The sequence below is a fragment of the Micromonospora saelicesensis genome (assembly GCF_900091575.1).
Classification (GTDB): Bacteria; Actinomycetota; Actinomycetes; order Mycobacteriales; family Micromonosporaceae; genus Micromonospora; species Micromonospora saelicesensis.
This window is the reverse complement of sequence record NZ_FMCR01000003.1, coordinates 196,343-218,716: the sequence shown is the minus strand read 5'-3', so window position 1 is coordinate 218,716 and position 22,374 is coordinate 196,343. Positions and strand designations below refer to the sequence as shown.

Sequence of the window (22,374 nt, the reverse complement as noted above, 5' to 3'; positions counted from 1 at the left end):
GGGGTTGGCTGGTGGGGGTGCGGGGCGGGTTAGGAGAAGAGGCCTCGGCGAGTCAGGGACTGGCGGAGCCAGTTGTCGAGTTCGGCGGTCCAGTCGGTGCGGTCGGCGGTGGCGTGGTCGACAGTGAACCGGCCGAAGGCGTCCCGGCCCTCGGTGAAGACACCGCCGCGCTTGTCGACCTCCAGCACCACCTGCATCTGCTGCGCGTCGGCGATGAAGGTGACCTCCAACTGGTTGATCGAGCGAGCGTACTGCGGTGCCGGGCTGAACTCGATCTCCTGGTAGAACGGCAACGTCTGGCGTACGCCGTAGATGTGACCACGCTCCACATCGGCGCGTGCGAACCGGAAGCCCAGCCGTAGCAGCGCGTCCAGCAGTCGCTCCTGCGCCGGCAGCGGGTGCACCGACACGGCGTCCAGGTCGCCCTTGTCGACCGCGCGGGCGACCTCCAGCTCGGTACGCAGGCCCATGGTCATTCCGTGCAGGTGCTGCCCGTACAGCTCGGTGACCGGTGTCTCCCACGGCACGTCGAAGCGGAACGGGAGGTCGTAGCGCTGCCCCGGCTCCAGCCGGAACGCGCCGGTGACCTGCTGGCGGTGGAACTCCTGAGTGGTGTCGTAGTCGTTGTCGCCGCTCTCCACCTCGACCCGGGTGACCAGGCCGAGAGCGACGTGGTCGATGTCGACCTGGTGGTCGCCGCCCAGCACCTGGATCCGGCCCTCCAGCTGGCCGCCCGGGCGGCAGTTCGCGTTGGCCAGCACCGTCTCCACCGACGGACCACCGACGCCCATCGCCTTCATGAGCCGCTTGAAGACCACACCGTCCTCCAACTGTCGTTTCCGGCCGACCAGAGGTGGCCGGCCGTCCGCAACGTAGCCGGGGCGGGCAACCACACACTCCGGTGACACACCGCACCAGCGATCCGACGCGATTCCTGTCGGGTGCCCGATCGCCTCACTCCCGTTTTACGCCCCGCCCGCCAAGCTGTTGTTCACACCGGCACCACTGGGCCGGGAACACGGCACCGACGTGGAAACGGGGAGAGACAGAGATGGTCCTTCAGATGACGGAACACCGGACGCGCCCGGCCACCACGACCGACACCGACGGGGCCCCCGAGGCCCTGGTCGACCTGGACGCCACCGACGAGCGCGGCATCTCCACCGACCTGGTCCGGGCCTACCTCAACGGAATCGGCCGGACGAAGCTGCTGACCGCCGCGCAGGAGGTCGACCTGGCCCGGCGCATCGAGGCCGGCCTGTTCGCCGACGAGAAGCTGGCCACCTGCACCCCGGTCTCCGCGGAGCTGCGAGCCGACCTGGAGCTGATCGTCGCGGAGGGTCGGGCGGCCAAGGACCACCTGTTGGAGGCGAACCTGCGGCTGGTGGTCAGCATCGCCAAGCGCTACACCGGCCGTGGCATGGCGTTTCTCGACCTGATCCAGGAGGGCAACCTCGGTCTGATCCGGGCGGTGGAGAAGTTCGACTACGCCAAGGGCTACAAGTTCTCCACGTACGCCACCTGGTGGATCCGACAGGCCATCACCCGCGCCATGGCCGACCAGGCCCGCACCATCCGCATCCCCGTGCACATGGTCGAGCAGGTCAACCGGATGGTTCGGGCCCGCCGCGAACTGGCGGTGACGCTGGGCCGCGAACCGACGGTCGCCGAGGTGGCCCGCGCACTGGAGATCCCCGAGATCCAGGTCATCGAGCTGATCTCCTACGACCGGGAACCGGTCAGCCTGGACCAGGCCGTCGGCGACGACGGGGAGAGCGCGCTCGGCGACTTCGTGGCCTCGGTGGACCCGCGCACCGAGCCGGGCGACGCCGCCGCCCAGGGCGAGCTGCGCAACGAGGTCAGCATCGTGCTCTCCACTCTGTCCCAGCGGGAGCAGGCGGTCATCCGCCTCCGGTTCGGCCTGGACGACGGCCGCCAGCGCACCCTGGACGAGGTCGGCCGGGAGTTCGGCCTGTCCCGGGAGCGGATCCGGCAGATCGAGAAGGTGACGCTGCTGAAGCTGCGCGCCCCGGAGCGGGCCCAGCGCCTGGAGGCGTACGCCTGCTGACGCACCCGGTTCCCACGGAAGGCCCTGGCGGTTCGCCGGGGCCTTCCGTGCTGTCGAAGCGCTTGACCGGTGACCCCATCCACGATAGAAACCATGTGGTTATAAAACCAGGAGGTTATGAGTGGTGGGCACCGAACTGCTGGACGCGACCTTCGCGGCGCTGGCCGACCCGACCCGGCGGGCCATCCTCGCCCGGCTCGCGGCCGGGGAGGCGACCGTGACAGAGCTGGCAGCACCCTTCGCGATGAGCCAGCCGGCCATCTCCAAGCACCTCAAGGTGCTGGAACGCGCTGGCCTCGTCAGCCGGGGGCGGGACGCCCAGCGCCGACCGTGCCGACTGGAGGCCCGCCCGCTGCGGGAGGCGACGGCCTGGCTCGCCGACTACCGCGACTACTGGGCGGAGAGCTACCAACGCCTCGACGTACTGCTCGACGAACTCCAGTCCGTCGACCCCACCGGCACCGAGCGTCGGCCCGCCAGACCGAACGGAACGGGCGGTTGACCAACGTCGACGATCCGCTCGTCGTCCACATCCAGGGTGATCGGGAGATCGTGATGAGCCGGCTGTTCGAGGCACCGGCGCGCCTGGTGTTCGCCGCCTTCACCCGACCCGAACTGCTGGCCCGGTGGTACGGCGCGCGCGGGTGGAGGCTGACGGAGTGCGACGTCGACCTGCGGATCGGTGGACGGTGGCGGTTCGTGTCGCAGGGCCCGGAGGGTGCCCGGATGGTCCAGGCTGGGGTCTACCGGCAGATCGAGCCACCGCACCGGCTGGTCTGCACCGAACGCTTCGACGACCAGTCCTATCCGGGCGAGACGCTGGTCAGCCACGAGTTCTTTGAGGTGGCCGGGCGAACGACAGTCACCACCACGCTGCTCTACGCCACCGCAGAGGGGCGGAACATCGTGCTGCGCTACCCGATGGCGCGGGGCGTCGGGCAGAGCTTCACCCGACTGGCCGACCTGCTGCACTCAACAACGACGACAAAGGAAGAGCACCCATGAACTGGACACTGGAAGTGGTGATCGTGCCGGTCTCCGATGTGGAGCGGTCGAAGAAGTTCTACGCCGACCAACTCGGCTTCGCTGTGGACCACGACACGGTGATCAATGACGACGCGCGCATCGTCCAGCTGACGCCGCTCGGCTCGGGCTGCTCGATCGTGATCGGTAAGGGCGTCATCCCGGAGATGCCGCCCGGCTCACTCAAGGGCCTGCAACTGGTGGTGCCCGACCTGAAGCGGGCCCACGAGGAGCTGGTCGAGCGGGGTGTGGAGGTCAGCGAGATCCAGGTGGTCGGTCAGAACCCCCGGCCGGTGCCGGATCCGCTGGACAACGTCGGCTTCGTCTTCTTCGCCGACCCGGACGGCAACACCTGGGGCGTCCAGCAGATCTCCAGCCGCGCCTGACCGGGCACGCTCACAGGCGGCGGGGGCCGGTGTCCGGGCGGGCGACCACGCCACCCACCCCTACCTGCGCGTGCAGGATCGAGATGCCATCCGGGCGGGCGAGCACCGGGTTGAGGGTCAGCGAGCGCACCCGGGGCTGTTCGTCGGCGAGCTGACCCACCCGCAGCAGCAGATCGGCCAGGGCCGCCCGGTCGACCGGCGCGGCCCCCCGGTGCCCGCGCAGCAGCGGCGCCGCCCGAGGCTCGTCGACCAGCTCGGCCGCGTCCCGGTCGGTCAGCGGCACCGCCCGCCAGGCCCGATCGCCGAGCAGCTCGGTGGCGACCCCGCCCAGACCGAAGCCGACCACCGGCCCGAACGCGGGGTCTTCCACCACCTCCACCACGCAGGCCACGCCGGGCGGGACCATCGGCTGGACCAGCGCGTCCGCGCCGAAGCTCGCCGCCAGGTCGGCGTACGCCCGGCGGAGGGTCTGCTCGTCGGGCAGGTCCAGCCGGACCGCGCCGAGGTCGAGCCGGTGCCGCAGCCCGGGGGCGGCCGCCTTGAGCGCCACCGGGAAGCCCAGCCGCGCCGCCGCGTCGACCGCGGCGTCGACCGAGTCGACGGACACCGAGGCCACCACGTCGATGCCGTACGCGGCCAGCAGCGCACCCGGGTCGGTGGCCTCGGCCCGGAGCGCGGCCTGCGCGGCAGCCCGATCGAGGTCGGGCAGCTCCGGTGCCACCCCGGGCGGGCGGCGAAGCCACTCGGCGTACCGGTGCGCGCGGGCGAGAGCGCGGACCGCCTCCTCCACGCCGCCGTACGCCGGCACCCCCGGGGGCAGCCGCCCGACCAGGAACGTCGCCACGGTCGGCTTGCCCAGCGCGAGGGCGGCCGGCAGTGCGGCGGTCACGTCGGCGTCCACCTCGGTCAGCTGGCCGGGTAGCGGCGGGGCGAAGACCACCACCAGGGCATCCACCCGTTCGTCGGCGGCCGTCTCGGCGAGCGCGGCGGCGAACTCGACGGCACCGGCGCTCGGCCCGACGTCGCGGGGATAACCGTCGGCCACGCTCAGGCCCTGCCCGACGCAGGCGGTCGCGGCGAGCCCGGTGAGGGCCGAGGAGTTGCCGACCACACCGACCCGGCCGCCGGCCGGCAACGGCTGGTTGGCCAGCAGCACACCCACGTCGAGCAACTCCGGCACGGTGTCCACCCGGATCACCCCGGACTGGGCGAAGAGCGCCGCCACCGCCACCTCGTCCGGCCCGGCGGCGTCACCGACCCCGGGCGGGCGGGCCGGCGAGGCGAGCGCGACGACCGGTTTGGCACGGCCGATCCGTCGGGCCAACCGGGCGAACTTGCGCGGGTTCCCGAAGGTCTCCAGGTAGAGCATGATCACATCGGTGCCGGGGTCGTCCTGCCAGTACTGCAGCAGGTCGTTGCCGGAGACGTCGGCCCGGTTGCCGGCCGAGACGAAGCTGGACAGCCCGAGGCCCCGCCGGTCCGCCTCGGCGAGCAGCGCCACCCCGAACGCACCCGACTGACTGAAGATGCCGACCCGGCCGGCCGGCGGCAAGGCCGGGGCGAGGGTGGCGTTGAGGCGTACCGTCGGGTCGGTGTTGGCCACGCCCAGGCAGTTCGGGCCGACGACCCGCATCCCGGCCGCGTGCGCCGCGCGGACCAGCGCCCGCTGGGTGGCCGCGCCCTCGCCGCCGGCCTCGGCGAAGCCGGCCGAGATGACCACCAGGCCGTGCACCCCCGCGGCGGCTGCGTCGGCGACCACCGCTGTCGCCGCCTCCGGTGGGACCGCCACCACCGCCAGGTCCACCGGCGCTCCGGCGTCAACCGCCGACGGGTACGCGGGCAGGCCCGCCACTGTCGACGCGCTCGGATGCACCGGCACCACCGCACCGGTGAACCCGCCGTCACGCAGGTGCCCGAGCACCGCCGCGCCGACGCCCTGGCCAGTGGCGCTGGCGCCGTAGACGACGATGCCGCGCGGAGCGAGCAGCCGGGCGATCGACCGCGCCTCGGTGCGGTGCTCCCGGCCGCGCTGCACCTCCAGGCTGGCCTCGGTGGGCGCGATGGGGAAACTCAGGTGGACCACGCCGTCGGCGTACTCGCGCTGGACCTGGTAGCCGAAGTCGGCGAAGACCCGCAGCATCGTCCCGTTGGCCGGTAGCACCTCCGCGACGAAGCTCATGATGTCGTTGCGGCGGGCCGCGTCGGCCAGATGCTCCATCAGCACCGAGCCGATCCCCCGCCCCTGGTAGGCGTCCTCCACAACGAAGGCCACCTCCGCCTCGGGGGCCTGCGGGCCGAGCCGCTCGTACCGGCCGACCGCGACGATCTGGTCGGCGGCCAGCACCACGAACGCCTCCCGGTCGTGGTGGTCGACGGTGACGAAGCGGATCAGATCCCGCTCCGGGATGCGCGGGTACGGCGAGAAGTACCGCAGGTAGCGGGTGCGCTCGGAGAACCGGCTGTGCATCGCCACGATGCCCGGCGCGTCGGCCGGGTCGATAGGTCGCAACTGGACCGTGCTGCCATCGCTGAGCAGCACGTCCACCGGCTGGTCCACGGTCGTCACCGGAACGCCCTCCCCCGGCCCGGCTCAGTCCCGAGGATCGTGCGGGTCGAGCCCGAGCAGCGGGAAGACCGTCTTGCGGGTGGCCGCGATCGCCCGGTCCACCGCGTTCGGCTCGCCGGTCGGCTGCCACGGCTCGTACGACGGGTCGGCGTCGTCGGTCATCCGCAGCGGCACCTCCCGGCCCAGACTTCGCGAGGCGACCAGGTCCCGCCACGCGGGTGGGGTCAGGGTGGCCGGGTCGATCGGGTCACCGGTGGCCACGGCCAGCAGGTGACTCCAGGCCCGGGGCACCACCTCGACGAGCGCGTACCCGCCGCCGCCGGTGGCCACCCACCGGCCGTCGCACAACTCGTCGGCGAGCGCCCGCATCGCCAGGTAGGTGGCCCGCTGCCCGTCCACCGTCAGGTTCAGGTCGGCGAGCGGATCCAGTCGGTGCCCGTCGGCACCGCACTGGCTGACCAGTATCTGCGGCCGGAACGCCCGCAGCACCGACGGCACGATCGCGTGGAACGCGCGCTGCCAGCCGCTGTCCTCGACACCGGGTGGCAACGGCATGTTGACAGCGGTGCCCTGCGCACCCGGCCCACCCGTCTCGTCCGGGAAACCCGTGCCCGGGAAGAGCGCCAACGGGGTCTCGTGCACGCTGACCGTCAACACGCGCGGGTCGTTCCAGAAGATGTCCTGCACCCCGTCGCCGTGGTGCACGTCGACGTCCACGTACGCGATCCGCTCGGCGCCCAGGTCGAGCAGGCGGGCGATGGCCACCGCGGGGTCGTTGTAGACGCAGAAGCCGGAGGCTCGGGCGGACATCGCGTGGTGCAGCCCACCGGCCACGTTCACCGCCCGCCGGGCGTCGCCGCGCCAGACCGCCTCGGCGGCGGCCACCGTCGCGCCGGCGATGAGCGCGCTGGACTCGTGCATACCCTCGAAGACCGGGTTGTCGGAGGTGCCCAGCCCGTACCCGGCGAAGAGCGGGTCGCGTGGCGCGTTGCGCACCGCGGCGAGGTAGGCCGGCGCGTGCACCCGGGTGAGCAGGGCATCGTCGGCGGGCTCCGGCTTGACCATCCGCACCCCGGGCCGATTCAGGATGCCCAGCTCGCGGGCGAGCGCGATGGTCAGCTCCACCCGGACCGGGTCGAGTGGATGGTCACCCATGTCGTAGGCGAGCAGCGACTCGTCCCACACCACCACCGTGTCGTCGGACATGAGCCCATCGTCGCACGAGGATCGGCGCCGGCCCACCGCACGCGCTGGTCAGCGGCCGGGTGTCGACCCGGAGGCGACCGGTCGGCCCGGGTCCGCCACCCAGTTGCTCCACGATCCAACGTAGAGCGCGGCGTCCGTGCGGCCGGCCAGATGCAGCGCGAGCACCGCCTGGGCGGCGGTCACCCCCGAGCCGCAGTACGCCCCGACGGCCCGCCCCTCGGTCACCCCGGCGGCGGCGAACCGCTCGCTCAGCACGTCGGCGGCCAGGAAACGGCCGTCCGACCCGACGTACTCCCCGGCGGGCAGGTTCGCCGCTCCCGGCACGTGCCCGGCTACCGGGTCGATCGGCTCGACCTCGCCCCGGTAACGGGGCGCCGCCCGCACGTCGAGCAGCACCGCGCCGTCCGCGGTGGCCAGCGCGGCGGCCTGCCCGGCGTCGAGCACCGGGAGGTCACCGGGACGCACCACGACGTCACCGGGCGGTGGGGCGGGCGCGTCGGTGGAGACGGGCCGGCCGGCGGCGACCCAGGCCGGGTAGCCGCCGTGCAGCAGGCGTACCGGCCGGTGACCCGCCCAGCGCAGCGTCCACCAGGCCCGCGAGGCGGCCAGGCCGTCGCCGCCGTCGTACACCACCACTGGGTGACCGGCCCGGACGCCGGCGGCCCGCAGCGCGGCCTGCAACGCGGCCGGGTCGGGCAACGGGTGCCGACCGCCGGCGCCCGGCGCCCCGCAGAGCGCGGTGTCCAGGTCGACGAAGACCGCCCCGGGCAGGTGGCCGGCGAGGTAGTCGTCGCGGCCGGGCGGGCCGATGAGCCGCCAGCGGACGTCGAGCAGGGTGGGCGGATCGGCCTGGTCGAGCTCGGTGACGAGGCGCTCGGCCTCGACCAACGGCTCCTGGGTACCGGACATGGCGACCATCCAACACCATTCGCGTAGACGGCACGCGGTTCGGCGGCGGTCGCCGGTCGTTCACCGAGGTAACATCGTGCACCGGAGGGCCGCTGACCTTATGAAGTCTCACGACCTGGTCGACACGACCGAAATGTACCTGCGCACCATCCTCGAGTTGGAAGAAGAGGGGGTGCCACCGCTGCGTGCCCGGATCGCCGAAAGGCTGCAGCAGAGTGGCCCCACCGTGAGCCAGACCGTCGCCCGGATGGAGCGCGACGGCCTGCTCACCGTCGAGGGCGACCGGCACCTGACGCTCACCGCCCTGGGTCGCGGCAGCGCCGTGTCCGTGATGCGCAAGCACCGCCTCGCCGAACTGCTGCTGGTCAACGTCATCGGGATGCCCTACGAGGAGGCCCACGAGGAGGCCTGCCGCTGGGAGCACGTGATGAGCGACGCGGTGGAGAAGCGGGTCTACGACCTGCTCAACCGGCCGACCCGTTCCCCGTACGGCAACCCGATCCCCGGGCTTCAGGAGCTGGGTTCGCCGGCGGCGGAGACCACCGAGGCCGCCGAGGGCGAGCGCAATCTGGCCTTCCCCGGCCTCTCCGGGTCGGTCGTGGTGCGCCGGATCTGCGAGAGCGTGCAGAAGGACGCCGACGTGCTGCGCCAACTGCACGCCGCCGGTGTCGACCCGGGCGCCACGGTGACAGTGGCCCAGGAACGCGACGGCGTGTCGATCGACCGCTCCGGTGACCGGGTGCGGCTGCCCCGCGAGGTCGCCTCCCGGGTCTTCGTCGCCGCCAACTGACCAACCGGGCACCCGGGCGTCACAACGCCCGGGTGTCCACCTTTTTCGCCAACGCGGTCAGGTCACCGGTCAGCTTCTCCACCGCCGAGCGCTCACTGCCGCGGGCCGTGGTCCAGCTCACCGTGGCCAGCCGTCCGTCGCCGGCCAGCCAGCCCACCTCGGCGACCGGCCCGTGCCCGCTCGCCGCAGCGGTGGTCCGCTTGTACGCCTGCTGGCCCAGCCCGGTGACCTTCGCCGCCTTGTCCGGCACCACGTCCGCGCCGAAGCTGGCCTTGTCGATAGTGGTCTCGGTCACGCTGAGTGTCAGCTCCGGCAGGGTGGCACCTGCGGCCCGGACCACACAGGTGTGGGTGTCGCCCTGTTCGCTGGCCGCCGCCACGTCGAAGCGGACCTTCACCACCTGCTCGATCACCGCGAAGTCCAGCAGGCGGCAGGCGCCGCCCGAGGAGGCCGCCGCCACGTCCACCGCGATCGGCACCGGCGGCGGCACCGCCGCCGGTTCCGCCTCGTCGGCACAGCCACTCACCAGCAGCCCGGCCAGCCCGGCGATCACGATCCGCCCGCGCACACTCCACCCTCTCGCCGACCGACGGCGGAAGGCGCCCGCCAAGTGTCCGTCGGACACCGTACGGGGTGTCGGTGTCGCGCGGAAGTCCTCGTCTACGCCTGTTCCGAGGGTGGATCATCCACGTACGGACAGTGCCGGCAGCCGCGCCCGCAGCACGTGCCGCGGCGGGCCAGGAACCCGGCGCTGAGCACGAACAGCCCACTCGCCGGGTCGAGGTAACCGGCCTCACCGGCGGCCAACGCGGCGGTGTGCGCGGCGAGGATCCGGGCCCGGTCCGGGTGGTCGGACGGCAGCCGGGACGGGTGCGGCTCGGTGAGCGGCCGGTCGGCCAGGGGTCGTCGCTCTCCGGTCACCGCAGCAGTCTAGGGACGGTTCGTTGTCGGCCTCCCGCTGCCTGGGATGCGACGACATGCCCCGGCGTCGTCGCGGCGAGCGGTCGTTTCGTCGTACGGTCCGACGACGATCGGGTTCGACACCCGTCGACGCGTACGGAGGGGACACGATGCGGAAGATCGTTGTGCAGATGAGCCTGTCGTTGGACGGGTTCTTCGAGGGCCCGGGCGGCGACATCGGCTGGCACCAGGTCGACGAGGAGTTGCACCAGCACTTCAACGACGTGATCGCCCCGATGGGCGGGTTCCTCAGCGGCCGGGTCAGCCACGAGCTGATGGCCGCCTACTGGCCGACCGCCGATCAGGACCCGACCGCCAGCGGCCCGGAGCGCGAGTTCGCCCGCATCTGGCGGGACATGCCGAAGATCGTCTACTCGCGCACCCTCGACCACGCCGACTGGAACGCCACCGTCGTGCGCGAGGTCGACGTCGAGCAGGTCCGCAAGCTCACCGCCGAACCGGGCGGCGACCTCGCGCTCGGTGGGGCCGACCTGGCCGCGACGTTCGCCCGGCACGACCTGATCGACGAGTACCGGATCTACGTCCACCCGGTGGTGCTTGGTCGGGGCCGTCGACTCTTCCCCGACGCCGAGACTCCGGCCGGTCTGCGGCTGGTGGAGAGCCGGGTCTTCGGCAACGGCGTGGTCCTGCTCCACCACGAGCGGGTCCGCTGACCGATGATCACCACTTTCGACGCGATCGACGGGACCACCCTCGCGTACCGGACGGTCGGAGTTGGGGACCCGCTGGTCTGCCTGCCGGGCGGGCCGATGCGCGACTCCGCGTACCTCGGTGACCTCGGCGGTCTGGGCGCGCACCGGACGCTGGTCATCCTCGATCCGCGGGGCACCGGTCGCTCGGCGGCACCGGCGGACGTCTCGACGTACCGCTGCGACCGCATGGTCGACGATGTGGAGGCGCTGCGCGGGCACCTGGGCCTCGACCGGCTGGATCTGCTCGGGCACTCCGCCGGCGCCAACCTGGCTCTGCAATACCTGACCCGGCACCCCGATCGGGTGGGCCGACTCGCGCTGGTCAACCCGAGCATCCGAGCGGTCGGGCTGGAGGTGACCGCAGCGCAGCGTGAGGAGGTCACCGAGGCCCGGGCCGGCGAGCCGTGGTTTCCGGTGGCAATGGCGGCGTTGGAGTCCATCCTCTCGGGTCGGGCCAGGCCAGACTCCAAGCAGGAGATCGCGCCGTTCCTGTACGGCCGGTGGGACACCGCCGCTCAGGTCCACCAGGCCGCGGAGTCCGGTCAGCACAACGAGGAGCTGGCGAGGATCTTCAGCTCCGAAGGCGCCTTCGATCCGCCGACCACCCGTGCGGCGCTCACCGCACATCGAGGCCCGGTGCTGCTGCTCGCCGGCGCTGTCGACCTGGCCGCACCGCCGGGCCTGGTGGCCCGGTTCGCCGAGCTGGCCCCCCGCGCCGAGCTGGTCGTTCAGCCCGGCGCCGGGCACTACCCGTGGCTCGACGACGCCGAGGCGTTCACCGCGACGGTCGCGGCGTTCCTCGCCGGTCCGGATGGTGCTTGAGTCTCCACCGGGGGGAGACGCGAGGGTGGGGGCATGAGCGGGCAGACGTTTCACACGATCGGCGACCTGGCCCGACGGACCGGCCTGAGCGTCAAGACCATCCGGTACTACGCCGACAGCGGGGTCGTGCCGCCGACGGACCGGAGCCCGGCGGGCTACCGGCGGTACGGCCCGGCGGCCGTGGCCCGGTTGGAGCTGGTCCGGACGTTGCGTGACCTGGGCCTGGACCTGGCCACCATCCGACGGGTGGTGGAACACGAGGTACCCCTGCCCGAGGTCGCCGCCGCGCACGCCCAGGCGTTGGCCGTGCAGATCCGGGTGCTGCGGCTGCGCCAGGCGGTGCTCATCGTCGCGGCGAGGCGCGGGTCGGGCCCCGCCGAGGTGGACGAGCTGCACCGACTGGCCCAGCTCACGACCCGCGAACGCGGGCAGTTGGTGACCGACTTCCTGGACAGCGTCTTCGCCGGCCTCAGCGACCAGCCCGCGTACCCGGGTGTGATCGTCTCGATGACACCGGAGCTTCCCGACGACCCCAGCACCGAGCAGGTCGAGGCATGGCTGGAACTGGCCGAGTTGTGCCGGGACCCGGATTTCCGGGCCCGGATGCGGCGGCTGACGCGGCAGCACGCCGCCGACCACGTCGTCCCGGGCCTGCCCCGCCCGGACGCCGTCGCGGTGGTACGGGACGCGGTGGCCCCGGCCCTCGCCGCCGGTCTCGACCCGGCCAGCCCGGACGCCGATCCGCTGGTCGCAGCCGTCACCAACCGGTACGGGAGCCTGCACGCTCACTCCGACGAGGCCGACCTGCGTCGGCGGTTGCTCGACCGACTGGTTCTGGCCAACGACCCCCGCCGGGACCGCTACCTCGACCTGTTGGCGGTGGTCAACGGCTGGTCGACCGGCGATGCGACGGCGCCGGCGGTGGACTGGTTCATCCGGGCCCTGCGCCACCGGATGCCCGAGCCGGCTCGTTGAGCTGACCGCGTCGATTCAGCGGCCTGGTGACGTCAGCCGAACCAGGTCAGCGCCTGGCCGTGGCCTCTGGCCCAGGCCAGCGGCTTTCCGTCGAGCGCGAGGACGTTGTGCAGCGCGTCGCTCGGCGGGTCGGGCAGCCCGTCGTACCGGAGCACCTCCGGCCCCTCGTTCGCCACCCAGTGCCCCGGCATCTCGCGGACCAACCGGACGAACGCGTCGCGGCGCGGGGGCGGCACCTGATAGAGCACTGACGTGTGGAAGACCACCAGCGTCGCGTCGGTCGGCGCCCGCGCGGCCAGCGCCGGCAGGTCGTCCACCAGGTCGCCGCGGACCAGCAGCGGCGGGTCGGCCGCGGCGACCGCCGCCGCGGCGCGCAGCCGGGCCCGCCGGTGGGCATGCTCCGGCCAGATCAGCGCGTCCAACCAGGACACGTCGTCGGGGTCGGTCACGTCGAGCGGGTTGAGGTCCAGGCCGGCCCGCCACACCACCTGGGGTACGCCTACCGGCGGCACCAGCCCGTTTGCCGCGCAGTCGAGGACCAGCTCACCGGAGCCGACCCGATGGTCGCCGTAGCGGTACGCGTACCGGTCGGGGTAGAGGCAGAGCCCGGCCGACGCACCGACCTCCAGCAGGGCCAGGGGCTGCGGCAACGCGGCGAGCACCGGCAGCAGGACCGCGCACCGGCCCGCCTCGTTCGTCTGGGTGGCCCGGGCACGCATCTGCGTCTCGATGGCCGGCCAGTGCGTCACCACGAAGTCGTGGAACGCGGCCGGGTCGTCGACCGGGCCGCCGAGCCAGCGGACGACGCCGAACAGCAGATTCGGCTGCCGCTTGGCCGGCGGAAGCCCGTCGAGCAGGGTGAGCAGATCGTCGTCGCGGGTGACGGCCTGCGACAGGCGCTCATACGTGGGCGACACCCCCCGCGCCTCGCGGCTGCCGAACTCGGCGTACGTCTCAGCGGTCGTCATGCCTCATCGTCGCAGCCCATTCCTCGGTAATTCAGCCCCCGTTCCCGTGCGCTGGCTCACCCTCCTCGTAGAGTGCTGCGGCGGCCGAACCGTTGAGCAGCAGCTCAGCGGGGTCGAGCAGGGGCAACGGGGAGGAACGTGTCGTGCGGGGTGACGGTATCCGGGTACTGATCGTCGGCGGAGGGGTCGCCGGACTGGCGACGGTGGCCGCGCTACGCGAGTGGGGTGCCACTGTCGACGTGGTCGAGCGGGCACCGGGGCCGACCGACTCCGGCACCGGCATCTACCTCACCGGCAACGCGACCCGGATGCTCGACGTACTCGGTCTGGCCGAGCCGATCGCCGACGTCTCCGTGGAGATCGCCCGGCAGCGCAGCGCCAACCAGCGCGGGCGTCGCCTCTTCGACATCGACGTGGCCGCGCTGTGGCAGGGCGTCGGGCCGTGCGTGTCGCTACCCCGGGCGCACCTGCACCGGGCGCTGCTCGACGGCGTCGGCGACGCCCCGATCCGCTGGGGCCGCCAGCCGGTCGCGCTCGTGGCGGAGGGCGACCAGGTCGCCGTCGAGTTCGACGACGGTGCCACCGCACGGTACGACCTGGTGCTCGGCGCGGACGGAGTGAACTCGACGGTCCGCCGGCTCGCCTTCGACGGCCAGGCCGCCCGCGACCTCGGCCAGTACGCGTACCGGTGGGTTGCTCCCCGCGTCGACGACGAGCCGGTCTGGTCAGTGCAGTTGGGGCGCGGGCGGCAGTTTCTGACCATCCCGATCAGCGCCGAGCAGACGTACTGCTACTACAACGACGGCCCGGTGGCCGACCGGCCCGGCTGGCGCGACGAGCTGGCCGAAACGTTCACCCAGCCGGTATCCACCATGCTCAAGGCCCTCGACTACGACGACAGCACCCTGCACGCCGGGCCGAACCAGGAGGTCGTGCTCGACTCCTGGTCCCGGGGGCCGGTGCTGCTGATCGGCGACGCCGCCCACGCCACCTCGCCGAACATGGCCCAGGGCGCGGCGATGGCCCTGGAGGACGCGGTCGTGCTCGCTACGTCGTTGGCCACCGCCGGGTCCGTTGCCGAGGCCCTGCAAGGGTACGAGGCGCGGCGCCGCCCGCGGACCGACTGGGTGCTCAGCCAGACCCATCGCCGCGACAAGGCCACCGGGCTCCCGCCCGCGCTGCGCGACCTGGTGATGCGCCGCCTCGGCGAACAGATGTTCCGCTCGAACTACGGGCCCCTGTTCGCCCAGCCCTGACCGGTCCGACACAACCGGTCTGGCCAGGGCTGGGGCGGCTCAGGGCAGCTGGCCCGGCCGGTCGACGATTGCGATGCGGAGTTGCGCGACGTTGTCGTACAGGGACTCCTTGCCGTTGCGCACCACCGTCCCGCGGGTGCCGAGGAAGACATGGGTGTCGCGGTCGAAGAGCAGGTCCACGTTGCCACCGATCACACCGGGCGTCCGGATCGCCACCCCATGCCGACCGGCGGCGTCCACCACGTCGCCCGATATGACTACCGCTCCGGGTTCCCGTGCCAACAGTTCGAACAGCGCCGCCAGCGCGCGGGGTGGCACGTAGCCGCCGCGGACCATCGACCGCGCGGTGGTGTACACCATGCTCTCGTCCCCGTAGACGGCCTCCTCGTCGGCCCCTTCGGGAAGATGCAGGTCGACCGGGTTCTTCCGCAGGTATCGAAGCAGCTCGTCCGGATCGGAGGGCAGGTCGCCGTGGTACGCGGGCGGTTGGAACGCGTCGAGTTCCTTAGTGGGATCGGCGGCATCGCCCATCCGGAGCACCTTCAACTCGCCCCACCCGTTCGGATCGCTCTCCGGTCGGTAGCGGCCCTGCGTGTACGCGACTCCGCCGGCCGACTGCCACAGTTGGCTCCGTGTGGTCTGGTAAGGACCGCTGTCCGGCAGGTCCCGGATCGTCACCAGGTATTCCGTGAAGACGTACTGGTCGGGTCGGGCGGTGAGCTCCGGCTGTTGCCGGGCCGCGTCGGCCGCCAGATGGAAGATCTCCGACGCGCTGGCAGTTGGCGGCTGGTCGCCCACCCTGATCGTCTGGACCACCAACGCACCGGCGGTCAGTGCCACTGCCAGCCCGAACGCTCCGACGAGACGCCAACCGCGCAGGAATCGGGTACGTCGTCCGGCGGGACGGGCCGCCGACGCCATCTCGGCCCGTTGGGTGACGTGTGCGGTCAGATCCCTGAGGAGCTGCTCCTCGAAACCCTGCGGCGACCGTTCGATCTCGTTCATCGTCATCTCCGTCTCCTCAGGCGAGGGTGGTGACCGGGTGGGCGAGCACGGCGCGGACGACGCGGCGTGCACGATGCAGGCGGACCCGAGCGGCGACCGGCGACACCCCGAGCACTGTCGCCGCCTCCGCGACGGTGAGGCCGTCCACGGCGACGAGTTCGACGAGCGTCCGGGTGCCCTCGGGCAGCTCACTCAGCGCCCGATGGGTGCGGCGGGCCGCAGACTCGGCGTCGATTCGTTCCTCGATGCGGGCGATGTCATCGGGGCCGAGATCCCGTCGTCCGGCCAGTCGGCCGGTCACCCGCAGCCGTTGGGCCGCCCGACGCCGCTCGTCGCCGATGACGTTGCGGGCCACCCCGTACAGCCAGCCGATCTGGCTACCTCGCTCCGGTCGGTAGCCGGCCGCCGACTCGATCACCGCCAGGAACACGTCGGCGGTGAGGTCGGCGGCGAGATGCGGGTCGTCGACCCGCCGCGCCACGAACCGGCCCACCGCCTCCACGTGCCGCCGGTAGAAGACCTCGAAGGCCACCGGATCGGCTCCGATGCCGGAAATGTCATCATCGGCTCGGCTCGGCTCACTCACAGGCCGTCCTCCCTCGTAGCCTTCACACCCCTTCTTCGTAAGGCGGAGCACGAGTGTTACCGAACTGCCCGTCCGGCTCCATCGGCGGCACCATCCCGACAAGCGATATACCTCAGGGTCATAAATATGACCCTGAGGTATATCGATGTTCGGCAGCACGCCCCGGTGCGGGTCTGCCGGGCGCTGGCGACGGCGCGGCTGGTCCAGTTGGGCAACCGCCCTGGTGATGCGGCATTATCGAAGCACCGGCGACTGGCGGCACGGGGATGGTGGAACCATCGGGGAGCCTCTCGCGGGCGTCGACCGCCTGGGCGCCTGCGTCGAGGAACCGTCATGACCACGACCAGCGAATCCACCGAACACCACACCCCATCGGGCGCTGCCCGGCTCCTGCCGGGTGCACCCGTCGCCGAAGCCGTCCTGGCCGAGACCGCCGCCGCTGCCGCCCGTCTGCGCAGCCGCGGCATCACACCGAGCCTCGCCACCATCCTCGTCGGCGACGACGACGCCAGCGCCGGTTACATCGCCATCAAGCAGCGTCAGGCCGCCGCGCTCGGGTTCGCCTCCCCGCACGTGCATCTACCTGCCACCGCCACCCAGACCGAGCTGCACCAGGCCATCGCCCGGTTCAACACCGATCCGGGCGTGCACGGGTTGCTCGTGCAGTACCCCGTTCCGGGGCATCTGGACTACGACGCGGCGCTGCAGACCATCGACCCGGACAAGGACGTCGACGGCATGCACCCGCTGAACATGGGGCGTCTCGCCGTCGGCCTGCCCGGCCCGCTGCCGTGCACCCCCGCCGGCATCGAAGCCCTGCTGGCGTACTACGAGATCCCCGTCGCCGGTCGTGAGGTCGTCATCCTCGGCCGCGGTGCCACCCTCGGCCGCCCCCTGGCCATGCTGCTCGCCCAGAAGCGCCCGACCGCCAACGCCGCCGTCACCGTCGTACACACCGGCGTGCCCGACTGGGCCCGCTACACCCATCGCGCCGACATCCTCGTCGCCGCCGCCGGCGTACCCGGGATCGTTCAGCCTGAGCACGTCAAGCCCGGCGCCGTCGTCATCGGCGCCGGCGTCCGCTACGACGGGCGGCGGCTCCTACCGGACGTGGACGAAGCGTGCGCCGAGGTCGCCGGCGCCATCACCCCCCGGGTCGGCGGCGTCGGTCCGACCACCGTCGCGATGCTGTTCCGCAATGCCGTGCGCGCCGCCGAGCGAGCGAGCCAGTAACCAGCGGAGGGCGGAAACGCCGCGAGCGCGGCAGGTGGTCCCTGCCGCGCTCGCGGGTGGTGCGGTGGTACGTCAGCTGCAGCCGCTGGTGGAGCCGCAGCCCTCGCAGACGTAGCAGCTACCGGCGGGCCGCATCTTCGTGCCGCAGGTGAAGCAGAGCGGCGCGTCGGCGGCCTTGCCGATCACGGCCTCCAGCAGTTCGGTGCTGGAACCCACGCTCGGAGCCGGCTTGGCGGCGGCCACGTCGGCCATCTCCTGGGCCGGCTGGGCGACAGCCTCCGGCTTGGCCGGGGTCTCCACCGGCGCCGACGACGCCATCGCGGTGAGCTCGGCGCCGGTGACGCCGGCGGCCTCCGCGTCGGCCTCGGCCCGCAGCTGCGCGGCCCGCTCCGAGGCGGTGAAGATGCCCAGCTCGGCGCGACGCTCGTAGGGCAGGAAGTCCAGCGCCAGGCGACGGAAGATGTAGTCCATCACCGAGGCCGCCATCCGCACGTCCGGGTCGTCGGTCATGCCGGCCGGCTCGAAACGCATGTTGGTGAACTTGCTGACGAACGTCTCCAGCGGCACGCCGTACTGCAGGCCGATGCTGATGGCCACCGAGAAGGCGTCCATCACGCCGGCCAGGGTCGAGCCCTGCTTGGACATCTTCAGGAAGACCTCACCGAGGCCGTCGTCCGGGTAGGACGACGCGGTCAGGTAGCCCTCGGCGCCACCGACGGAGAAGCTGACCGTCTCGGACGGGCGCTTCTTCGGCAGGCGCTTACGCACCGGCCGGTACTCGATGACCTTCTCGACCGCGGCCGGTGCGGCCGGTGCGGTCTCGACGGCGGCCGGCTCGGTGGCCTTGTTGGACTTGGCCACCGAGAGCGGCTGGCCGACCTTGCAGTTGTCCCGGTAGATCGCCAGCGCCTTGAGGCCGAGCTTCCAGCCCTCGAAGTAGATCTTCTCGACATCCTCGACGGTGGCCGCCTCCGGCATGTTGACCGTCTTGGAGATGGCGCCGGAGACGAACGGCTGGATGGCCGCCATCATCCGCACGTGACCCATCGGGGCGATCGTCCGCTCCCCCATGGCGCAGTCGAAGACCGGGTAGTGCTCCGGCTTGAGGCCGGGGGCGTCCACCACGTGGCCGTGGTCGGCGATGTGCTCGACGATCGCCTCGACCTGCTCCTCGGGGTAGCCGAGGCTGCGCAGGGCGCGCGGCACCGTCTGGTTGACGATCTGCATCGAGCCGCCACCGACCAGCTTCTTGAACTTGACCAGCGCCAGGTCCGGCTCCACGCCGGTCGTGTCGCAGTCCATCATGAAGCCGATCGTGCCGGTCGGGGCGAGGACGCTCGCCTGCGCGTTGCGCCAACCGTTCTTATCGCCGATCTTGTTGCCCTGGGTCCACTGCTTGGTCGCCTCGCGGACGATCGCGGTGGCCACCGGGCTCGTCGGCTTGATCTCGTCGTTGGCCGCGGCGTGCTTGCGCATGACCCGCTTGTGCGGCTCGGCGTTGCGGGCGTAGCCGTCGTACGGGCCGACGACGCCGGCCAGCTCGGCCGAACGGCGGTAGGCGGTGCCGGTCATCAGGGACGTGATCGACGCGGCCACCGAGCGGCCCTGGTCCGAGTCGTACGGCAGGCCGGTGGCCATCAGCAGGGCGCCCAGGTTGGCGTAGCCGATGCCGAGCTGCCGGTAGGCGCGGGACGTCTCACCGATCTTCTCGGTCGGGAAGTCCGCGAAGCAGATCGAGATGTCCATCGCGGTGATGACGAACTCGACGGACTTGACGAACTTCTCCACCTCGAAGCCACCGTCGGCGCGGAGGAACTTCATCAGGTTGAGCGAGGCCAGGTTGCACGAGGAGTTGTCCAGGTGCAGGTACTCCGAGCACGGGTTCGACGCGGTGATCCGCCCGGTCTCCGGGCAGGTGTGCCAGTCGTTGATCGTGTCGTCGTACTGCAGGCCCGGGTCGGCGCACTCCCAGGCGGCCTGGGAGATGGCACGGAAGAGGTTTTTGGCATCGACCGTCTCGATCGTCGAGCCGTCCAGCCGGCCGCGGAGGTCGAAGCCCTTGCCGTTCTCCACCGCCGACATGAACTCGTCGGAGACCCGGACCGAGTTGTTGGCGTTCTGGTACTGCACGCTGACGATGTCGGAGCCGCCGAGGTCCATGTCGAACCCGGCGTCACGCAGCGCGCGGATCTTGTCCTCCTCGCGCGCCTTCGTGACCACGAACTCCTGGATGTCCGGGTGGTCCACGTCGAGGATGACCATCTTGGCCGCGCGCCGCGTGGCGCCGCCGGACTTGATGGTGCCGGCCGAGGCGTCCGCGCCGCGCATGAAGCTGACCGGGCCGGATGCGTTGCCGCCGGAGGAGAGCAGCTCACGGGACGAGCGGATGCGCGACAGGTTGACCCCGGAGCCGGAGCCGCCCTTGAAGATCAGCCCCTCCTCCTTGTACCAGTCGAGGATCGAGTCCATCGAGTCGTCGACGGCCAGGATGAAGCAGGCGCTGACCTGCTGCGGCGACAGCGTGCCGACGTTGAACCAGACCGGCGAGTTGAAGCTGAACACCTGGTGCAGCAGCATCCAGGTCAGCTCGTGCGCGAAGACCTCGGCGTCGGCCGGGCTGGCGAAGTAGCCGTACTCCTCACCCGCGGTCCGGTAGGTGGTGACCACCCGGTCGATCAACTGCTTGAGCGACCACTCGCGCTCCGGGGTCCCCACCGCTCCCCGGAAGTACTTGGTGGTCACGATGTTGGCCGCGTTGACGCTCCACGACTCCGGGAACTCCACCCCACGCTGCTCGAAGTTGATCGAGCCGTCCCGCCAGTTCGTCATCACGACGTCCCGGCGCTCCCAGGAGACCTCGTCGTACGGGTGGACCCCCTCGGTCGTCCACACCCGCTCGATCTTCAGCCCCGCGCCTGCCTTGCTTCGTGAACGGCTAGTTGTCACGCCGTCGCCCCCCTCGTCTGCGCGGTCACCCACCGCGCGTCCCAATCTCTTGAAAAACTGTGAAGATTCAGCTGGTACGGCCGGCGGCCTCAACCGCATCGGCCCGGCCCTGCTCCCGGGCTCGCGCCGCGGCCCGCAACGTCTCGATCTCGCGCTCGAAGTCGGCGAGCGAGTCGAACGAGCGGTAGACGCTGGCGAACCGCAGGTAGGCGATCTCGTCCAGGTCGCGTAGCGGACCCAGGATCGCCAGGCCCACGTCGTGGCTGGGGATCTCGGCGGCCCCCTTGGCCCGGACCGTCTCCTCCACCCGCTGCGCGAGCAGCGCGAGTGAGTCGTCGTCCACCGGCCGGCCCTGGCACGCCTTACGCACCCCGCCGATGATCTTCGTGCGGCTGAACGGCTCGGTCACCCCGCTGCGCTTGACGACCGCGAGGACCGCCTCCTCGACGGTGGTGAACCGCTTGCCGCACTCCGGGCAGGACCGCCGCCGTCGGATGAGCTGGCCGTCGTCGGCCTCCCGCGAGTCGACCACCCGGGAGTCAGCGTGCCGGCAGTACGGACACCGCATCGCCCACCTCCAAATAATGATCAACTGCGATAACCCCGGGCACCCCCGGGCACGACTCACCACGACGGTGCCATCCTCGGATGACGCCCGCCGTGATCGACGTTACGGGAGTGCGGTCGGTAGTCAGACCCAACCTGTAGGCAACTTACGCCCGTGTCACTACTACATCTAGGGGTCGACCGTATGTCGCTGGGGAAGCCGGGTCAAGTTGGCCGGCGTGTCCGGCGCGTCACGGACCATCCGGTCATCCACGCACCGCACAACACCCGAAGACCCAACGTCACGACGCCGCCCGGGTTACCGGCCAGCCGGCCGAACACGGGCGGAAAATGGTCCAGGATCGAACACCAGTGCTACCTGACGTACCATTTATCAGAACATCCGTACGACCGGAGCGCTTTTTCACCCCGACACGCCGGTGAGAGGTCGTACAGATGTTTGAAAATGACTGATCTCACCTATACGGTCATGAACAACGTGGCACCACCGCACGCACCACGAGCCGACGAGGCACCCAGCGCCGACCAGGGAGGACGGACGTGACCGAGGACCGGGCCAGCCGGCCGAAGAGCCCGCAGCAGATCACCGAGGCGGGCCCTCCAGCCACCCGACGCCGCAGCGCCGCGCGCAGCCGGACGGGTCAGCCCGCCGTGCGCCCGGTCACCCCGGTGGTCAGCGCCTTCCCCGACCCGGCGACAGTCGACCTGACCGCGCGCCAGCGGCGCATCCTGGAGTTCATCCGCACCTGGGTGGAACGCCACGGCTACCCGCCGAGCGTCCGCGAGATCGGCGAGGCGGTCGGCCTGGTGTCGCCGTCCAGCGTCGCCTACCAGCTCAAGGAGCTGGAGAAGAAGGGCTTCCTGCGCCGCGACCCGAACCGGCCGCGCGCGGTGGACGTCCGCGCCCCCAGCGAGGCGATCGACGACGAGCTGTCGAGGGCACAGCGGCCCACCCCGGCGTACGTGCCGATGCTCGGTCGGATCGCCGCCGGTGGGCCGATCCTCGCCGAGCAGGCCGTGGAGGACATCTTCCCGCTCCCCCGCGAGCTGGTGGGTGAGGGCGAGGTCTTCATGCTCCAGGTCAAGGGCGACTCGATGCTCGACGCGGCGATCTGCGACGGCGACTGGGTGGTCGTCCGGCAGCAGCCGACCGCCGACTCCGGCGAGATCGTGGCCGCCATGCTCGACGGCGAGGCGACCGTGAAGACCTACCGGCGGCGCGACGGGCACGTCTGGCTGATGCCACAGAACCCGGCCTTCGACCCGATCCCCGGCGATGACGCCACCATCATGGGCCGGGTCGTGGCGGTGCTACGCCGAATCTGACCGGCCGGCGGGTGGGTGCCGACAGCGCTCACCCGCACCGCTCGTCAGGGCGGGTGAGCGCCCTCAGCG

The 22,374-nt window shown here is 71.6% G+C and carries 22 protein-coding genes and 1 riboswitch; of the genes, 11 read left to right on the top strand and 11 right to left on the bottom strand.

The window, feature by feature from the left end; all coding sequences use genetic code 11:
• Positions 1–29: 29 nt before the first annotated feature.
• The gene (locus GA0070561_RS13995; RefSeq protein WP_091402066.1) at positions 30–818 is read right to left on the bottom strand and encodes a sporulation protein; all 789 of its coding nucleotides are present in this window, start codon (positions 816–818) and stop codon (positions 30–32) included.
• Between the two features lie 233 nt (positions 819–1,051).
• Between GA0070561_RS13995 and sigB the strand changes: the two genes are divergently transcribed.
• From sigB to GA0070561_RS13975, 4 genes are all read left to right on the top strand, one after another.
• Entirely contained in the window at positions 1,052–2,068 is a 1,017-nt protein-coding gene (gene sigB / locus GA0070561_RS13990; RefSeq protein ID WP_091400580.1) for an RNA polymerase sigma factor SigB, read from the top strand.
• Between the two features lie 124 nt (positions 2,069–2,192).
• On the top strand, positions 2,193–2,570 hold the full coding sequence (locus GA0070561_RS13985) for an ArsR/SmtB family transcription factor (RefSeq protein ID WP_091402064.1): 378 nt from the start codon (positions 2,193–2,195) through the stop codon (positions 2,568–2,570).
• Positions 2,571–2,623: 53 nt separating this feature from the next.
• Complete coding sequence (locus GA0070561_RS13980; protein ID WP_091402063.1) at positions 2,624–3,073, top strand: SRPBCC domain-containing protein; 450 nt, start codon at positions 2,624–2,626, stop codon at positions 3,071–3,073.
• Positions 3,070–3,477: a VOC family protein gene (locus GA0070561_RS13975; RefSeq protein WP_091400577.1), complete on the top strand. Its 408-nt coding sequence runs from the start codon at positions 3,070–3,072 to the stop codon at positions 3,475–3,477. The genes GA0070561_RS13980 and GA0070561_RS13975 overlap by 4 nt, the downstream gene beginning before the upstream one ends.
• 10 nt (positions 3,478–3,487) lie before the next feature.
• On the opposite strand, the gene GA0070561_RS13970 is transcribed toward GA0070561_RS13975, so the two are convergent.
• From GA0070561_RS13970 to GA0070561_RS13960, 3 genes are read right to left on the bottom strand one after another with little or no spacing between them, the layout of a single operon-like run.
• Entirely contained in the window at positions 3,488–6,043 is a 2,556-nt protein-coding gene (locus GA0070561_RS13970; protein WP_091400574.1) for a bifunctional acetate--CoA ligase family protein/GNAT family N-acetyltransferase, read from the bottom strand.
• 24 nt (positions 6,044–6,067) lie between these two features.
• Positions 6,068–7,249, bottom strand: a complete 1,182-nt coding sequence (locus GA0070561_RS13965) for an acetoin utilization protein AcuC (RefSeq protein ID WP_091400571.1) — start codon at positions 7,247–7,249, stop codon at positions 6,068–6,070.
• A gap of 48 nt (positions 7,250–7,297) precedes the next feature.
• A complete protein-coding gene (locus GA0070561_RS13960; protein ID WP_091402061.1) occupies positions 7,298–8,158 on the bottom strand; it encodes a sulfurtransferase in 861 nt (286 codons plus the stop codon).
• Between the two features lie 100 nt (positions 8,159–8,258).
• On the opposite strand from GA0070561_RS13960, the gene GA0070561_RS13955 reads away from it, so the two are divergent.
• Positions 8,259–8,948 carry an iron-dependent transcriptional repressor DtxR gene (locus GA0070561_RS13955; protein ID WP_091400569.1) on the top strand — a complete coding sequence of 230 codons (690 nt, stop codon included), beginning with the start codon at positions 8,259–8,261 and terminating at the stop codon, positions 8,946–8,948.
• A 19-nt stretch (positions 8,949–8,967) separates the two neighbouring features.
• On the opposite strand, the gene GA0070561_RS13950 is transcribed toward GA0070561_RS13955, so the two are convergent.
• Both GA0070561_RS13950 and GA0070561_RS13945 read right to left on the bottom strand, forming a co-directional pair.
• Positions 8,968–9,516 (bottom strand): hypothetical protein, encoded by a 549-nt coding sequence (locus tag GA0070561_RS13950; RefSeq protein ID WP_091400566.1) that lies wholly within the window; start codon positions 9,514–9,516, stop codon positions 8,968–8,970.
• A gap of 92 nt (positions 9,517–9,608) precedes the next feature.
• Positions 9,609–9,869: a DUF5522 domain-containing protein gene (locus tag GA0070561_RS13945; RefSeq protein ID WP_091400563.1), complete on the bottom strand. Its 261-nt coding sequence runs from the start codon at positions 9,867–9,869 to the stop codon at positions 9,609–9,611.
• A 149-nt stretch (positions 9,870–10,018) separates the two neighbouring features.
• Between GA0070561_RS13945 and GA0070561_RS13940 the strand changes: the two genes are divergently transcribed.
• From GA0070561_RS13940 to GA0070561_RS13930, 3 genes are read left to right on the top strand one after another with little or no spacing between them, the layout of a single operon-like run.
• Positions 10,019–10,582 carry a dihydrofolate reductase family protein gene (locus GA0070561_RS13940; protein WP_091400561.1) on the top strand — a complete coding sequence of 188 codons (564 nt, stop codon included), beginning with the start codon at positions 10,019–10,021 and terminating at the stop codon, positions 10,580–10,582.
• A gap of 3 nt (positions 10,583–10,585) precedes the next feature.
• Positions 10,586–11,443, top strand: coding sequence for an alpha/beta fold hydrolase (locus tag GA0070561_RS13935; protein ID WP_091400559.1), 858 nt, complete (start codon positions 10,586–10,588; stop codon positions 11,441–11,443).
• 33 nt (positions 11,444–11,476) lie between these two features.
• Positions 11,477–12,418, top strand: coding sequence for a MerR family transcriptional regulator (locus GA0070561_RS13930; RefSeq protein WP_091400556.1), 942 nt, complete (start codon positions 11,477–11,479; stop codon positions 12,416–12,418).
• Positions 12,419–12,450: 32 nt separating this feature from the next.
• On the opposite strand, the gene GA0070561_RS13925 is transcribed toward GA0070561_RS13930, so the two are convergent.
• Positions 12,451–13,386, bottom strand: coding sequence for a DUF2332 domain-containing protein (locus GA0070561_RS13925; protein ID WP_091400553.1), 936 nt, complete (start codon positions 13,384–13,386; stop codon positions 12,451–12,453).
• Positions 13,387–13,529: 143 nt separating this feature from the next.
• Between GA0070561_RS13925 and GA0070561_RS13920 the strand changes: the two genes are divergently transcribed.
• The gene (locus GA0070561_RS13920) at positions 13,530–14,642 is read left to right on the top strand and encodes an FAD-dependent monooxygenase (protein ID WP_244166222.1); all 1,113 of its coding nucleotides are present in this window, start codon (positions 13,530–13,532) and stop codon (positions 14,640–14,642) included.
• Between the two features lie 39 nt (positions 14,643–14,681).
• Here the strand turns inward: GA0070561_RS13920 and GA0070561_RS13915 are convergent, their stop codons facing one another.
• Entirely contained in the window at positions 14,682–15,653 is a 972-nt protein-coding gene (locus GA0070561_RS13915; protein WP_091400551.1) for a CU044_5270 family protein, read from the bottom strand.
• A gap of 10 nt (positions 15,654–15,663) precedes the next feature.
• Positions 15,664–16,233 (bottom strand): RNA polymerase sigma factor, encoded by a 570-nt coding sequence (locus GA0070561_RS13910; RefSeq protein WP_091400549.1) that lies wholly within the window; start codon positions 16,231–16,233, stop codon positions 15,664–15,666.
• 238 nt (positions 16,234–16,471) lie between these two features.
• Positions 16,472–16,553, top strand: a riboswitch (ZMP/ZTP riboswitch).
• Between the two features lie 13 nt (positions 16,554–16,566).
• Here GA0070561_RS13910 and GA0070561_RS13905 point away from each other — a divergent pair.
• Positions 16,567–17,466, top strand: a complete 900-nt coding sequence (locus GA0070561_RS13905) for a bifunctional 5,10-methylenetetrahydrofolate dehydrogenase/5,10-methenyltetrahydrofolate cyclohydrolase (protein WP_091400547.1) — start codon at positions 16,567–16,569, stop codon at positions 17,464–17,466.
• A gap of 72 nt (positions 17,467–17,538) precedes the next feature.
• Here GA0070561_RS13905 and GA0070561_RS13900 read toward each other — a convergent pair whose 3' ends face one another.
• Both GA0070561_RS13900 and nrdR read right to left on the bottom strand, forming a co-directional pair.
• Positions 17,539–20,412, bottom strand: coding sequence for a vitamin B12-dependent ribonucleotide reductase (locus GA0070561_RS13900; protein WP_373861760.1), 2,874 nt, complete (start codon positions 20,410–20,412; stop codon positions 17,539–17,541).
• A gap of 67 nt (positions 20,413–20,479) precedes the next feature.
• Positions 20,480–20,980, bottom strand: a complete 501-nt coding sequence (gene nrdR, locus GA0070561_RS13895; protein WP_091400542.1) for a transcriptional regulator NrdR — start codon at positions 20,978–20,980, stop codon at positions 20,480–20,482.
• Between the two features lie 539 nt (positions 20,981–21,519).
• Here nrdR and lexA point away from each other — a divergent pair.
• The gene (gene lexA / locus GA0070561_RS13890; RefSeq protein ID WP_091400540.1) at positions 21,520–22,305 is read left to right on the top strand and encodes a transcriptional repressor LexA; all 786 of its coding nucleotides are present in this window, start codon (positions 21,520–21,522) and stop codon (positions 22,303–22,305) included.
• Positions 22,306–22,374: the final 69 nt, after the last annotated feature.

Coding starts and splice junctions, on each gene's coding strand:
- sigB (WP_091400580.1), top strand. CDS start 1,052: ATGGTCCTTCAGATGACGGAACACCGGACGCGCCCGGCCACCACGACC.
- GA0070561_RS13980 (WP_091402063.1), top strand. CDS start 2,624: ATGAGCCGGCTGTTCGAGGCACCGGCGCGCCTGGTGTTCGCCGCCTTC.
- GA0070561_RS13975 (WP_091400577.1), top strand. CDS start 3,070: ATGAACTGGACACTGGAAGTGGTGATCGTGCCGGTCTCCGATGTGGAG.
- GA0070561_RS13965 (WP_091400571.1), bottom strand. CDS start 7,249: ATGTCCGACGACACGGTGGTGGTGTGGGACGAGTCGCTGCTCGCCTAC.
- GA0070561_RS13960 (WP_091402061.1), bottom strand. CDS start 8,158: ATGTCCGGTACCCAGGAGCCGTTGGTCGAGGCCGAGCGCCTCGTCACC.
- GA0070561_RS13955 (WP_091400569.1), top strand. CDS start 8,259: ATGAAGTCTCACGACCTGGTCGACACGACCGAAATGTACCTGCGCACC.
- GA0070561_RS13940 (WP_091400561.1), top strand. CDS start 10,019: ATGCGGAAGATCGTTGTGCAGATGAGCCTGTCGTTGGACGGGTTCTTC.
- GA0070561_RS13935 (WP_091400559.1), top strand. CDS start 10,586: ATGATCACCACTTTCGACGCGATCGACGGGACCACCCTCGCGTACCGG.
- GA0070561_RS13930 (WP_091400556.1), top strand. CDS start 11,477: ATGAGCGGGCAGACGTTTCACACGATCGGCGACCTGGCCCGACGGACC.
- GA0070561_RS13925 (WP_091400553.1), bottom strand. CDS start 13,386: ATGACGACCGCTGAGACGTACGCCGAGTTCGGCAGCCGCGAGGCGCGG.
- GA0070561_RS13915 (WP_091400551.1), bottom strand. CDS start 15,653: ATGACGATGAACGAGATCGAACGGTCGCCGCAGGGTTTCGAGGAGCAG.
- GA0070561_RS13905 (WP_091400547.1), top strand. CDS start 16,567: ATGACCACGACCAGCGAATCCACCGAACACCACACCCCATCGGGCGCT.
- nrdR (WP_091400542.1), bottom strand. CDS start 20,980: ATGCGGTGTCCGTACTGCCGGCACGCTGACTCCCGGGTGGTCGACTCG.